A 13,119-nucleotide genomic window follows, 5' to 3' on the forward strand; every position below is an offset into this window, starting at 1 on the left:
GGATCAATCCTGTGGTGAGAGAGGCCCCGTGGTGGGTGGCGTGCGAGATGCCAGAGTTGTTCTGGAAGCCAGTGCGAGCACCTGGCCGAGTTCGAGTTTACTCAGCTCTCGGCTGTGACCCTGCCGGAGGGTACCCAGGTGCAGCGGACCGAACTGTCGACGCACCAATTCTTCGACCGGGTGGCCCACGGCATCCATCATGCGGCGCACAATGCGATTGCGGCCGGAGTGCAGCGTGATTTCGACGATGCTGCGTCCTTTTGAGGGCTCCCCCACGAGGCGCGCGCGATCGGCGACGACCGGTCCATCGTCGAGGTCGACACCCTTGCGCAGCTTCGCGAGCGTGGCGGGCAGCACCTCGCCCCGCACCGTCGCGATGTACGTCTTCTCAACGCCGAACGAGGGATGCGACAGCACCTGCGTGATCTCGCCGTCGTTGGTCAGAATCAGCAGACCGCTCGTTTCGGCATCAAGGCGGCCGACGTTGAACAGTCGCTCCTCGAAGTCAGCGACGAACTGACTCAGGTCGGGACGACCACTTTCGTCAGCCATTGTCGAGACGATTCCGGTCGGCTTGTTCAGCATGATGTACCGCTTCGACACATCGAGCTGGATGGGGGTGCCGTCGACGGAGACCTTGTCGACGGCAGGATCGACGCGCGACCCAAGTTCGGTGACCACCTCACCGTTGACGCTCACCCGGCAGGCGACAATCAGCTGCTCAGACACCCGGCGCGAGGCCACTCCCGCGGCAGCGAGTACCTTCTGCAGGCGCTCTGAGCCGGGTGCGTCGGTGAACGTCATGCGAGGTCGTCGAACCCGTCGCTGCCGTCGGCCAGCAGCGGCGAAATCGGGGGCAGCTCGTCGAGGGAGTTGATCCCCAGCGAGGTCAACAGCAGGGGCGAGGTCTCGTAGTGGATCGCGCCGGTCTCGCTGTCGGTGTACGCCTCCTGGATCAGACCGCGCCCGAGCAGAGTGCGAACAACCGAGTCGACGTTGACGGCACGAATCGACGCCACCGCGCCCCGACTGATCGGCTGTTTGTAGGCGATGACGGCGAGAGTCTCGAGCGCCGCTTGGGACAACTTGGTCGGGTTCTGAGTCAGCACGAACTCTCTGACGATCTCGTCGTACGCGGCACGCACGTAGATGCGCCAGCCGCCGCCCACTTCGCGCAACTCAAAACCGCGAACCGCGCCGCCGTCCGCACCGTCGTAGTCGGCGACCAGCCGTTCGACCGATTGGCGCACCGCCGGGATGGGCACGCCGAGCGCAGTCGCCAGGCTGACGAGAGACTGAGGTTCGTCGGCGATCATCAGAATCGCCTCGAGCGCGCGTTCGAGGTCGGCGGGGGCGCGTGGTGCCTCGTCGACCTGAGCTTCTGCGGCGACCTGTTCTTCTGCCATGACTTCAGGCATCGTAGTCCGCTCCGAGGCTAGCCAGGCTGTCGTCGTTCCAGTGCAGCGCCGTCCACTTGAGGGTCAACTCGCCGAGCGGTTCGAGTTGCTCAAACGAAATGGCCGCCTGTCGGTACAGCTCCAGCACCGCGAGAAACCGCGCGATGATCACTCCGCGTTGGTCGGCGCCGGCGATCAACTGTCGGAACGTGACGGGAGCCCCGGGGCGCAGCAGCGAGATCACGTGAGCCGCCTGCTCCCGGATGCTGACCAGGGGTGCGTGCAGGTGGTCAAGACCGACGATCGGGATCTCGCGCGGCGTGAAAGCCAGAGCCGCGAGGGCCGCAAAGTCATCGAGATTGAGCGTCCACACCAGTTCGGGCGTCTGCTTGCGGTACTTCTCTTCCAGCCGCACCGCCCGCACGTGGCGAGTACCTTCGGCTTCAATCCCGCGGGCGAACCAGGTGGCGGCTTCTTTGAAGGCACGGTATTGAAGGAGTCGGGCGAAGAGCAGATCGCGCGCCTCGAGAAGGGCAACGTCTTCAGCATCCACGAGTTCGCCCTGCGGCAGGAGGCCGGCGACCTTGAGGTCGAGCAGCGTCGCCGCGACGACGAGAAACTCGCTCGCCTGATCGAGCTCTTCGTCGGTGTCGAGACCCCGCAGATAGGACATGAATTCGTCGGTCACCCGGCTGAGCGCGATCTCGGTGATGTCGAGTTCGTGCTTCGCGATCAGCGAGAGCAGCAGGTCGAACGGACCCGAAAAATTGGTGAGCGTCAGCGAGAAGCCGGCCGGACTCTCTTCAGCAGGAGAAGCGTCCGCCGCCAGCTCGGGCGCCGCGCTAGGCGGCGGCGCCACGTGCGATGAGTTCCCGAGCCAACTGACGGTAGGACTCGGTGACCGAATGTTCAGGCGCAAAGATCGTGATCGGCTCAGCGGCCACCGACGCATCGGGCAGTTTCACCGTGCGACCGATGACGGTTTCGAGAACCTGCGGTCCAAAGGCGTCGACAACGCGTTGGAGAACTTCGCGGGAGTGGAGGGTGCGTGCGTCGTACATCGTGGCCAGAATACCGTCCAGCCGGATGGCGGGGTTCAGCCGGTCGCGCACCTTCTCGATCGTCTCGACGAGTAGGGCGACGCCACGGAGCGCAAAGTACTCGCACTCGAGCGGGATGAGTACCCCGTGCGCGGCGGTCAAAGCATTGATGGTGAGCAGGCCAAGCGACGGCTGACAATCGATGAGGATGACGTCGTACCGGTCTTGCACCTGGCGCAGAACTCGAGCCAGGATCTGCTCACGGGCGACCTCGTTCACCAAATGCACTTCGGCTGCGGAGAGGTCGATGTTGGCCGGGATGACATCCAGCCCCGGAGTCGAAGTGTGCACGATCGTGTCGACGACCGCTGTGTTCATGCCCAACAGAAGTTCGTAGATGGTGGGCACGTCGTGGGTGGGAACGCCGAGACCCGCACTCAGAGCACCCTGCGGATCGAAGTCAACAGCGAGCACACGTCGACCGTATTCGGCGAGGGTCGCACCGAGGTTGATGGTGCTCGTCGTCTTGCCGACGCCACCCTTTTGGTTGCAGAGGGCGATGACCCGCGCCGGGCCGTGCGTGCGCAGTCGAGGCGGCTCGGCGAAGTACGTGATCGGTCGCCCGGTCGGTCCGAGATCGGGTGATTCAAGCCCCGGTAACTCGGTTACGTCTGCGCGCTGCCCCACCATGAGCCGAGTGTAGGACTGGGAATCGGCCAGGCGTCGCGGAACGCGCCCGCAGTAGACAACCTCATCTCTACCTCAAGTTGAAGGTGAGACATCCCTGATGTGAGCCGCAGCTCAGCGTGCCCGAGGATGCGCCGTGACGTACATGTCACGCAGCGCGTCGGCGGTCACCCGCGTATAGATCTGGGTCGTCGCCACACTCGCATGCCCCAGCAACTCCTGAACGACCCTGACATCGGCGCCGCCCTGCAACAGATGGGTCGCAAACGAGTGGCGCAGGCTGTGCGGAGAGATCGTGGCGTCGAGCTGGGCACGCTCCGCGACAGCGCGGATGAGCAACCACGCGTTTTGCCGCGACAGTCGAGCGCCGCGCATCCCGAGAAAGAGCGCCGGAGTCGCGCGGCCGCGTGCCGACAGCACGGGGCGAGCCTGCACGAGGTAGGCGTCGAGCGCGCTCCGCGCGTAACTCCCCACCGGCACCACTCGCTGCTTTCCGCCCTTGCCGAGAAGGCGTACCAGGTCGGTGGTGCCTGCGTCGCCCACCAGATCGTCGACGTTAAGGCCGACCGCTTCCGAGACTCGGGCACCGGTTGCGTACAGCAACTCAAGAAGCGCACGATCGCGCAACCCGGCGACGTCCGCCCCGGCTGCCCCACCCCCGGCTCCCCCCTCGACCATCGCCGCAGCCAGCAGCTGCTCGACCTGCCCAATGGTGAGCGCTTTCGGCAGCCGATCGGGCAGTTTGGGAGCGACAATCTCGGCCGCCGGGTCAACAACGATGCGACCCTCGTCGACCAGGAACCGGGTAAAACCGCGGACGCTCGACAGCATCCTGGCAACGGATGAGGCGGCGAGAGGGTCGGGCCCGTCGCGCAGAGAGCGCGCGAACGACGTGACGTGTTCGCCCTCGATCGCGGTGGCATCCCGCACCCCCGCGATGGTCAGCGAGTCGAAGAACCGACCAAGGTCCCGGCGGTAGGCCGCCAGAGTGTGCGGCGAGCGACCCCGTTCGATCCCGAGATGCCGAAGGTAGCGCTCGAGTTCGGTCGTCAGACCCGATCCGGCATCCGTCGGTTCGTCAGCGGTCGGTTCGTCAGCGGTCAATTCGTCAGCGTTGGGCATGAGCGGTCAGCACCGCGATCATCAGGATGGCATTGGTGATGTGGCCGGCAGCAACCGCGTCGAGCACTTCGGCAAGCGGCACCCAGCGAGTGACGATCTCGGCCTCTTCGTCGGTTCGGTCGTGCGGAGTCTCAGTGGCGCTCAGCCCGCGCGCCTGGAAGATGGTGATGACCTCGTTGCTGCCGCCGGGCGACGAGTGAAAACGGGTCAGCGCGGTCCATTCGGCGGCGACCAGATCTGCCTCTTCGCCGAGCTCCCGCTGTGCAGCGACGAGCGGATCTTCACCCGGGATGTCGAGCAAGCCCGCGGGGAGTTCCCACTCGCGCAACTCCAGCGGCTGGCGGTACTGGTTGATCAGAAGCACCCGATCGTGTTCGTCCAACGCGAGAACCGCGACAGCGCCGGTGTGTGCCACGTACTCACGCACCATCGGTTTGCCGCCGAAAGTCACCGTGTCGCGGACGATATCCCAGACCTTGCCGTCGAAGACCGTCTCGCGCGAAATGATCGGCGCCGGATCGGATCGGTCCTTAAGCGGGCCGGTACGAAACGCGTCGAGATCCATCCGGATCACGCCGTCGCGGGCTGCACGACGGGCTCGGGCGCGCTGCCATCGGAAGGCACGACACCCGACTCCCCCGTCTCGACGACCTCGAACAACCGGCTGGCGCGCTGCCGCTCAAGTGCCGCGCCCACGAGTCCGCGAAACAGAGGGTGAGCGCGGTTGGGCCGCGACCGCAGCTCAGGATGCGCCTGAGTGCCGACGTAGAACGGGTGCACGTCGACCGGCAATTCGACGTACTCAACCAAGTGCCCGTCGGGTGAGACACCCGAGAACACCAGGCCGGCATCGGCGATCTGGTCGCGATAGAGGTTGTTGACTTCGTAGCGGTGGCGGTGCCGCTCGGAGGCGCTTGACGCCCCATAGAGCTTCTCGACGAGCGAGCCGGGTTCGAAGACTGCCTCGTAGAGGCCCAGCCGCATCGTGCCACCCATGTCACCGCGATCGAGAATGTCGACCTGCTCAGCCATCGTTGCAATCACCGGATACACGGTGTCGGGATCGAATTCGCTTGATGATGCGCCCTCGAGACCCACGACATCCCGCGCATATTCGATCACCATGCACTGCAGTCCGAGGCAGATTCCGAGGGCCGGCAGCATGTTCTCGCGCGCGAATCGCAGAGCGCCAAGTTTGCCCTCGATGCCCCGAACGCCGAACCCGCCGGGAACCAAAATGCCGTCAACGGAACCGAGTTCGCGCGCGGCACCTTCCGGGGTCTCGCAGAGGTCGGACGCGACCCACTTCACGACCACCTTGCTCTCATGAGCGAAGCCGCCAGCCTTGAGCGCCTCGGTGACCGAGAGGTAGGCATCGGGCAGGTCGACATACTTTCCGACGAGCGCGATCGTGACCTCGTGCTTGGGATCGTGAACTGTCTTCAACAGGTCGAGCCAGCCGTCCCACTTGACCTCGCCGGCCGGCAACCCGAGCTGCTCGACAATGTAGCTGTCGAGTCCCTGGTCGTGAAGCATGGTGGGGATTTCGTAGATGCTCGGCACATCGATCGCGTTGACGACGGCGCGTTCCTCGACGTCACACATGAGGGCGATCTTGCGACGGTTGCTCTCTGAGACAGGGCGGTCGCTGCGCAACACCAGGGCATCCGGCTGGATGCCAATCGAGCGCAGGGCGGCGACCGAGTGCTGGGTGGGCTTCGTCTTCTGCTCCCCCGACGCTCCCATGTAGGGAACGAGCGAGACGTGCACGAAGAACACGTTGTTGCGCCCGAGTTCGTGGCGCACCTGACGGGCCGACTCGATGAACGGCAGACTCTCGATGTCACCGACAGTTCCGCCGATCTCGGTGATGATCACGTCGGGTGCCGCGGTGCCGTCGGTCGGCGGCTGCGCCTGCAACCGCATCCGGCGCTTGATCTCGTCGGTGATGTGGGGGATGACCTGAACCGTGTCGCCCAGATACTCACCGTGGCGCTCACGTTCGATCACCCGCGAGTAGATCTGACCGGTGGTGACGTTCGCGGCCTGGTCGAGTTCGATGTCGAGAAAACGTTCGTAGTGACCGATGTCGAGGTCGGTCTCGGCGCCATCATCGGTGACGAACACCTCACCGTGCTGGAACGGGTTCATCGTGCCCGGATCAACATTCAGATACGGGTCGAGTTTCTGCATCTTCACGAGTAGACCGCGGGCCGTGAGCAGATTGCCCAGACTGGCCGCCGTGAGGCCCTTACCGAGAGAGGAGACCACCCCGCCAGTCACGAAGATGTGCTTGGTACGAACCGGTCCCGAATTAATCACCACGCGTTGATCACCACGGGGTTTCAGCGTATCCCACGCACGGGCGGCTGCGCTGTGACACTCCGCGGCGAGTGTCGGCAATGGTGAGCATTCTGGGGAACCGGATGCGGTGCGCTCGACTCATCGCCAGGCGCCGTGGGCCTGCTCGAGCAGTTCGCGCGCGTGAGCTAGAGCGTGTTCGGAATCGGGCGATCCTGACAGAAGTCGCGCCATCTCGAGCGCACGTTCGTCGGCATGCACGAGCCGCACGTTGCTCGTCGTGACCGAGCCGTCGGTGCCCTTCTCGACGACCAGGTGATTTGTCGAGAAGGCGGCGACCTGCGCCAAGTGGGTGACGACGATGACTTGCGCGGTTTCGGCGAGTTTCGCCAGCCTCCGGCCAATTTCGGTCGCACTCGCGCCGCCGACCCCGGCATCCACCTCGTCGAAGACGAATGTCGGCACCGGATCGGACCCGGCCAGCACGACCTCGATCGCGAGCATGACGCGGGAAAGCTCGCCTCCCGAGGCACCCTTGGCGATCGGACGCGGCTCAGCTCCGGGATGCGGCTGAAGCAGCAGGCTGACCTGGTCTCGACCGGTCAACCCGAGATCCCGCGACTCAATGTCAATCGTGAGGCGAGCGTCGGGCATGGCCAGAGCGCGCAACTCGGCGGAAACTTCGCTTTCAAGGCGCCGAGCCGCCGTGCCGCGGAGGTCGCTCAATGCGGCAGCGAGTTCGTGCACCCGCGCGAGGCCCGCCTCGACCTCCAGGCTCAGCTGCTCGATGCGATCCGCGTCACTGTCGAGTTCGAGCAGTCGAGTGCTGCCGGCCTCCAGATAGTCGACGACGCCGTCAAGTCCCGGACCATAGCGGCGGATCAGGGCCGTGAGCACAGCGCGGCGCTCGTGGATGCCTTCCAGCTCACGACCGCCATCGGCATCCAGACCGCCGAGGTACGACGAGAGCAGACCCGAGATCTCGTTGAGAGCGAAGGATGCGTTGGTCAGCTGCTCGGCGATCGGCACCAGAGTCGCGTCGTGCGCGACGACACGATCGAGCGAACGACGGGCTGCGTCGAGGAGGGACGCTGCATCACCGCCGTCACCCATCTGGGCCGAGACGGCCTCGCGCGCCTCGGTCGCGGCGATGCGCAGATCTTCGAGATTGGTGAGCCGCTCGGCCTGCTCGGCGAGGGCGAGATCTTCTCCCCGTTGCGGTGCTGCCTCTTCGATCTCGGCCATTGCGAGGCGAAGTTCCTCAGCTTCACGGGTGCGCCGGTCGCGTTCCGCGGTCAGAACATCCAGTTCGCCCCGATCGGTCTGCCAGCGTTGGTAGGCGTCTTGATAGTCGCCGAGCAGGGCGGCCAGGGGTGCCCCGGCGAACCGATCAAGAGCCTCACGCTGTGCGGTACTCGACTTGAGACGCAACTGTTCGGACTGACCGTGAACCACGACGAGGTGATGGCCCAGTTCATCGAGAACGCCGACCGGGGCCGAACGGCCGCCGACGGTGGCGCGACTGCGCCCATCGCTGCCCACCGAGCGGCCAAGAATCAAGTGAGCCCGACCGCCGGATGTCGCATCGACCTCTCCCCCGGCATCCCGAACGCGCTCGGCAACGGGGCCAGCCGCGTCAACGTCCCAGTGCCCTTCGACGACCGCCATAGAGCTGCCCGAACGTACCGTTCCGCTGTCGGACCTGGCGCCGAGCAGGAGCCCCAACGCCGTCACCACCATCGTCTTTCCCGCGCCGGTTTCGCCGGTGAGTGCGGTGAATCCTGGACCGAGAGGCAGCCTGGCCTCGCCGATCACGCCAAGGTCGCGGATTGAGATCTCTTCGATCACGAGGCGACCTCGGAACCCGGACCACGCCATCCCGCGACCGGAAGCTCGAACTTCTTCACCAGGCGCTCGGCGAACGGACCCGGGCTGAGCCGAGCCAGCCGAACAGGTACCGGCGAGCGGCGTACCACGACGCGCGCACCTGACGGCAGGTCGAAAGTTCGGCGACCGTCACACCACAGCACGCCGGTACTCGGCGTTCGACGCAGCAGTTCGACCGCGAGGGCAGAGTCGGGTCCGACGACGAGCGGACGTGCAAACAGCGCGTGCGCCGACAGCGGCACCATGAGCAGCGCGTCGACTTCGGGCCAGACAACCGGCCCGCCGGCGGAGAAGGAGTAGGCGGTCGATCCGGTCGGGGTCGACATCACAACACCGTCGCACCCGAACGTCGAGATCGGGAGACCGTCAACTTCGATCGCGACCTCGAGGGAGCGCTCTCGACTCGCCTTCTCGACAGAAGCCTCGTTGAGGGCCCAGGTCTCGTAGACCACCTCGGAATCGAGCTTCACACGCACAGAGACCGTCATGCGTTCTTCGACGACGTAGTCGCGGGCAAGGGCACGTTCGACCGTGGCACGCAGGTCTTCGCGCTCGGCCTCGGCCAGGAAGCCGATATGCCCCAGGTTCACGCCCAGGAGCGGAGCATCGCAACCACGGGCGAGTTCCGCCGCCCGCAGAATCGTGCCGTCGCCCCCGAGCACGATAACCAGTTCGAGGTCGTGCTGCGCCACATCCTGACCGAGGAGTCGCGCGGTCAAGTCGGGGGCGGCCGCCAACAGAGCCGTGTGTTCGTCAGCGGACAGCACCGGAGTGATTCCGGCCGCGAGTAGCTGCCGGCAGACCTCAACGCCCGCCTTCAGCGAGTCGGGTCGCCCGGTATGCGCGACGACGAGGAGGTGTCGATCTTCAGACACGATGCTCCTGACGTCGGCCGGGTGATTGCTGTTGTCGGCATCCCGCTACGGCAGGGCGCCGATCACACCCTCCCATTGTGGTGGATGGGGTCCGACAGCGGCTCGCGCCCACAGCAGATACTCCTGATTGCCGTTAGTTCCCAGTACTGGGGAGGGGACGATGCCCCGAGTTTCGAGGCCGAGATCCCAGCCCGCCCAGACGACAGCGCTCACGGCGTCGTGTCGCAGATTCTTTTCGCGCACGATTCCCTCGCGAACGCCTTGGCGACCGACCTCGAACTGTGGTTTCACCAGCAGCACGAAATCTGCATCGGTACCCACCGTCGCGACCAGCGCTGGCAGGACTGTCGTCAAAGAGATGAAAGACAAATCCGCGACGACCAGGTCGGGGCGCTCAGTGGTTCCGGACGCTTCAGCAAGCGCCGCGGCGTCGAGCGAGCGAGCGTTGACACCTTCGACGACCCGCACTCGAGGATCAGACCTGACCACTTCCGCCAACTGTCCGTGGCCGACATCGAGCGCGATCACCTCGCGCGCACCGCGTTCAAGCAGCACTTGAGTGAAGCCGCCCGTCGAGGCTCCCACGTCCAGCGCCAGGCGGCCGCCGACTCCGACCTCGAAGACATCGAGCGCCCCAGCGAGTTTGAGTGCAGATCGACTGACGTATCGGTCTTCACCGTCGACAGCGAGCTCGGCATCCGCTCGCGTCTTTGAGGATGGCTTCGTCACCACTCGACCGTCGACCGTCACGCGACCCTGTTCGATCGCGAGAACCGCCAGCGCGCGGGACCGAACGAGACCGCGGCCTACTAGCTCGGCGTCGAGCCGCGCCTCGGTGTTTGTCAATTCGGTGTTTGTCAATTCGATGTTCGCCGACTCGGTGCTCGTCGATTCGGTGCTCGTCGATTCGGTGCTCGCCAATTCGTGCTGCCTACGTCGGAGTTCACGCCGACGGGCGAACGTCGCCCGCTTCGAGAATGGCGCGCAACTCGTCCTGAATCTGGGCGAGAGCCTCAGCCCTGGTCTCGAGCGGCTGATCTTCGATGACCTTCAGGCGCGAGAGCAGCGCATCACCATCGTCGTCGCGCGGGCGGTCGTCGCGCAGATCGTCGTCGGTCATGAGTCCCACGATATCGGCGCCGCATACAGCTCGGGTGCGACCTCGAGTGCGTAGATCGGCACACCCGCGCTCCAGACCGCGGCGGTCGCGGCCCGGAGGACGTCAATCGCCGAACCCCGCTTCTCAAGGGTCACGGCACGACCCTCGTGGCGCACGATTGCGGTGCCGACACTGACGCGTCGCCCATCTTTCGTCGTCGTGATTTCGGCGGAGGGATACGGCTCGAACAACTGCCGGAGATCGCCGAGCAGGAATGCGGGACGAAAATCGCCCTCGGCGGCAAGGACTTGTTTGGGCCCGTCGATCCCGGTCAAAACGAGAGCAGAAGACATCCCGACCCGGTTCGCTCCGACGATGTCGGTATCGAGACGGTCGCCAATAAACAGTGGATGCATTGCCCCGAACCGCCTTGCAGCGGCGTCGAAGATCGCACGCTCAGGCTTGCCTGCGACGACCGGAAGCCGACCGACCGCAGCGTGCACCGCCGACACCAAAGTGCCGTTGCCCGGGGCAACACCGCGCGCCTGCGGAATCGTCCAGTCGGTGTTCGTGGCCACCCACGGGATGCCGTCGACACCCTCGCGGGTCTGGAGAGCGTAGGCGGCTTCGGCAAGCTCGGTCCACCCGACAGCGGGCGCAAACCCCTGGATGACCGCGACCGGGTCGTCGTCGGCAGATCGCGTGATCCGGAAACCCGCGCGTTCGACCTCGGTTACCAGACCGTCGCCACCGACCACGAGGATCAGCGACAACGGTGGGACGAGGTCCTTCAGAAGAGTCACCGCGGCCTGAGGCGAAGTCACGATGTCGGTCGGCTTGACCGTCAGCCCGAGGTCTGCGAGGTGTTCGGCCACAGTGACATCGGTTCGCGACGCGTTGTTCGTCAGATAGCCGACCGCTCGATCACGTTGGGCGCGATTGATACTTTCAACCGCGTGCGGGATGGCATTTGCCCCCGCGTAAACGACCCCGTCGAGATCGAGAAGCAGGAGATCCACGCCGCCCAGCGGTGTTCCTGCGGCGTCGTGAGTTGACCTCCGGGGGTCAGTTCTCGGCATCCGGAGGCAATTCTTCGTCGATGATCTCGATCGTGTCATCGCCGTCCGGCCGGTCGGCCCGATCGAGAGCGACCGTCGCGCGGTCTGAGCGTTGCCACCATTCCTCGGCTTCCTCGGCACGACCAAGATCCTCGAGCACCGTCGCGTAGGCGTCGAACAAAGCCGGGCTCCAGGCATGGGCGCGCTCCGGGTCCAGCTGCGCGATCTGCAACTCACCCAGAGCCGCGTCAAGTTGACCGAGATCGAGGCGCGCACCAGACATCGCGATCGCAAGCGCGACCTGAACCGCGGGCTCAAGTTCGGCGCGGGGCACCGAGCGACCCAACTCGAGAGCCTTCTCGGGACGGCCGACACCCCGTTCGCTGTCGACCATGAGCGGTAACTGGTCGTTGCGTCCCGACAGGCGCCGGTAGGTACGGAACTCCCGCAGGGCGAGTTCGAACTCGCCGAGGGCGTAGGCAGTGATCCCCACCGACTCGCGAACAACCGAGACACGGCCCGCGCGGCGTCCAGCCGCGAGGGCGTGGCGGTGGGCGAGAGCCGGATCCTCCTCGATGAGGCGCCCAGCCATAACCAGGTGCCGGGCTACCCAGTCCGCGTTGTCCTTGCTCAGAGTCTTCAGTTCGGCGCGAGCAACCTTGTCGAGAAGGTTCGCTGTCACCTCTTCGGGAATCTCGGGATCGTCATGACGCGGACGGCCATCTTCATCGTCACGTGCTCGAGGTGACGACGTGCGCTCATAGGGCTTGCGATCGGCATTCGTGCGGTCGGCGCCGGGCCGGCCGTAACTCGGCCGCCCGGTGGCCGGGCGCTCTGCACTGGAGCGATCGTACGGCTTGCGCTCGCCCGGCTTGCCCGCCGCGCGGTCGTAAGGCTTGCGCTCTGACGGCTTCCCATCAGTCGGCTTGCGGTCGTAGGCCTTGCGATCGGAGGCAGCGCGATCATATGGCTTGCGCTCGCCCGCCTGACGGTCAGCAGGTTTGCCGTCAGAGGGGCGGCGGTCAGTGGGTTTACGGTCGACGGGCTTACCCGTCGGCGGCTTGCGATCGGTCCGCGGCTTTGGCCGACGTGACGACGCATCACTCATACGTAACTCCTGGTCCTTAACGAAGAAAGGGGCTACCCGGTATGGGTAACCCCTTTCTGAAAGAAGTCCGGCGGTGTCCTACTCTCCCACGAGGTCTCCCTCGCAGTACCATCGGCGCAGAAGGTCTTAGCTTCCGGGTTCGGAATGTGACCGGGCGTTTCCCCTTCGCTATGGCCGCCGTAACACTATTGACTTACGTGTCTGATTCATTAAACCAGCGAGCCCTTTCGGGCGCGCTCTCGACCGTACGTCGAGAGCTACAAGTGGACGCGAGCAGCAATCTGTCTAAACAGACCATGCAAAACTGTGTGTTATCAAGTTATCGGCTTATTAGTACAGGTCAGCTCCATGGGTCTTTAGTCCCCACTTCCACATCCTGCCTATCAACCCAGTAATCTAGCTGGGAGCCTCTCCCCCTAAGGGATGGAAATCTCATCTTGAAGCCGGCTTCCCGCTTAGATGCTTTCAGCGGTTATCCGTTCCGAACGTAGCTAATCAGCGGTGCTCCTGGCGGAACAACTGACACACCAGAGGTTCGTCCGTCC

13 protein-coding genes and 2 rRNA genes are annotated in these 13,119 nt (G+C 65.0%); all 15 read right to left on the bottom strand.

All coding sequences use genetic code 11. The annotated features are described in order from the left end of the window. Nucleotides 1-3: 3 nt before the first annotated feature. A complete protein-coding gene (locus tag ABIR17_RS06985) occupies nucleotides 4-804 on the bottom strand; it encodes a pseudouridine synthase (RefSeq protein WP_348003656.1) in 801 nt (266 codons plus the stop codon). Then, on the bottom strand, nucleotides 801-1,406 hold the full coding sequence (scpB, locus tag ABIR17_RS06990) for an SMC-Scp complex subunit ScpB (RefSeq protein ID WP_348003657.1): 606 nt from the start codon (nucleotides 1,404-1,406) through the stop codon (nucleotides 801-803). The genes ABIR17_RS06985 and scpB overlap by 4 nt, the downstream gene beginning before the upstream one ends. A gap of 4 nt (nucleotides 1,407-1,410) precedes the next feature. Next, nucleotides 1,411-2,226 (bottom strand): segregation/condensation protein A, encoded by an 816-nt coding sequence (locus ABIR17_RS06995; RefSeq protein ID WP_348003673.1) that lies wholly within the window; start codon nucleotides 2,224-2,226, stop codon nucleotides 1,411-1,413. Nucleotides 2,227-2,239: 13 nt separating this feature from the next. Continuing rightward, a complete protein-coding gene (locus tag ABIR17_RS07000; protein ID WP_348003658.1) occupies nucleotides 2,240-3,127 on the bottom strand; it encodes a ParA family protein in 888 nt (295 codons plus the stop codon). 111 nt (nucleotides 3,128-3,238) lie between these two features. Next, nucleotides 3,239-4,246 (bottom strand): site-specific tyrosine recombinase XerD, encoded by a 1,008-nt coding sequence (locus ABIR17_RS07005; RefSeq protein ID WP_348003659.1) that lies wholly within the window; start codon nucleotides 4,244-4,246, stop codon nucleotides 3,239-3,241. Next, nucleotides 4,233-4,811 (bottom strand): NUDIX hydrolase, encoded by a 579-nt coding sequence (locus tag ABIR17_RS07010; RefSeq protein ID WP_348003660.1) that lies wholly within the window; start codon nucleotides 4,809-4,811, stop codon nucleotides 4,233-4,235. The genes ABIR17_RS07005 and ABIR17_RS07010 overlap by 14 nt, the downstream gene beginning before the upstream one ends. Nucleotides 4,812-4,816: 5 nt before the next feature. After that, the gene (locus ABIR17_RS07015) at nucleotides 4,817-6,565 is read right to left on the bottom strand and encodes a CTP synthase (RefSeq protein WP_348003674.1); all 1,749 of its coding nucleotides are present in this window, start codon (nucleotides 6,563-6,565) and stop codon (nucleotides 4,817-4,819) included. A 123-nt stretch (nucleotides 6,566-6,688) separates the two neighbouring features. Then, nucleotides 6,689-8,425 (bottom strand): DNA repair protein RecN, encoded by a 1,737-nt coding sequence (recN, locus tag ABIR17_RS07020; protein WP_348003661.1) that lies wholly within the window; start codon nucleotides 8,423-8,425, stop codon nucleotides 6,689-6,691. Then, nucleotides 8,392-9,309, bottom strand: coding sequence for an NAD kinase (locus ABIR17_RS07025; protein ID WP_348003662.1), 918 nt, complete (start codon nucleotides 9,307-9,309; stop codon nucleotides 8,392-8,394). The genes recN and ABIR17_RS07025 overlap by 34 nt, the downstream gene beginning before the upstream one ends. A 45-nt stretch (nucleotides 9,310-9,354) precedes the next feature. Next, on the bottom strand, nucleotides 9,355-10,230 hold the full coding sequence (locus ABIR17_RS07030) for a TlyA family RNA methyltransferase (RefSeq protein ID WP_348003663.1): 876 nt from the start codon (nucleotides 10,228-10,230) through the stop codon (nucleotides 9,355-9,357). 22 nt (nucleotides 10,231-10,252) lie between these two features. Continuing rightward, a complete protein-coding gene (locus ABIR17_RS07035) occupies nucleotides 10,253-10,429 on the bottom strand; it encodes a hypothetical protein (protein WP_348003664.1) in 177 nt (58 codons plus the stop codon). Then, nucleotides 10,426-11,487, bottom strand: a complete 1,062-nt coding sequence (locus tag ABIR17_RS07040) for an HAD-IIA family hydrolase (RefSeq protein ID WP_348003665.1) — start codon at nucleotides 11,485-11,487, stop codon at nucleotides 10,426-10,428. Before ABIR17_RS07040 ends, ABIR17_RS07035 begins: the two co-directional genes overlap by 4 nt. Further along, on the bottom strand, nucleotides 11,474-12,574 hold the full coding sequence (locus ABIR17_RS07045) for a hypothetical protein (RefSeq protein WP_348003666.1): 1,101 nt from the start codon (nucleotides 12,572-12,574) through the stop codon (nucleotides 11,474-11,476). The genes ABIR17_RS07040 and ABIR17_RS07045 overlap by 14 nt, the downstream gene beginning before the upstream one ends. 65 nt (nucleotides 12,575-12,639) lie before the next feature. Beyond that, nucleotides 12,640-12,756, bottom strand: a 5S ribosomal RNA gene (rrf, locus tag ABIR17_RS07050). A 128-nt stretch (nucleotides 12,757-12,884) separates the two neighbouring features. Further along, nucleotides 12,885-13,119: ribosomal RNA gene (locus tag ABIR17_RS07055) — 23S ribosomal RNA — on the bottom strand; the annotation flags it as partial.

The organism is Pseudolysinimonas sp. (assembly GCF_039912695.1).
In the GTDB taxonomy this organism is placed as follows: Bacteria; Actinomycetota; Actinomycetes; order Actinomycetales; family Microbacteriaceae; genus Pseudolysinimonas_A.

Coding starts and splice junctions, on each gene's coding strand:
- ABIR17_RS06985 (WP_348003656.1), bottom strand. CDS start 804: ATGACGTTCACCGACGCACCCGGCTCAGAGCGCCTGCAGAAGGTACTC.
- scpB (WP_348003657.1), bottom strand. CDS start 1,406: ATGGCAGAAGAACAGGTCGCCGCAGAAGCTCAGGTCGACGAGGCACCA.
- ABIR17_RS07000 (WP_348003658.1), bottom strand. CDS start 3,127: ATGGTGGGGCAGCGCGCAGACGTAACCGAGTTACCGGGGCTTGAATCA.
- ABIR17_RS07005 (WP_348003659.1), bottom strand. CDS start 4,246: ATGCCCAACGCTGACGAATTGACCGCTGACGAACCGACCGCTGACGAA.
- ABIR17_RS07010 (WP_348003660.1), bottom strand. CDS start 4,811: ATGGATCTCGACGCGTTTCGTACCGGCCCGCTTAAGGACCGATCCGAT.
- recN (WP_348003661.1), bottom strand. CDS start 8,425: ATGGCGTGGTCCGGGTTCCGAGGTCGCCTCGTGATCGAAGAGATCTCA.
- ABIR17_RS07035 (WP_348003664.1), bottom strand. CDS start 10,429: ATGACCGACGACGATCTGCGCGACGACCGCCCGCGCGACGACGATGGT.
- ABIR17_RS07040 (WP_348003665.1), bottom strand. CDS start 11,487: ATGCCGAGAACTGACCCCCGGAGGTCAACTCACGACGCCGCAGGAACA.
- ABIR17_RS07045 (WP_348003666.1), bottom strand. CDS start 12,574: ATGAGTGATGCGTCGTCACGTCGGCCAAAGCCGCGGACCGATCGCAAG.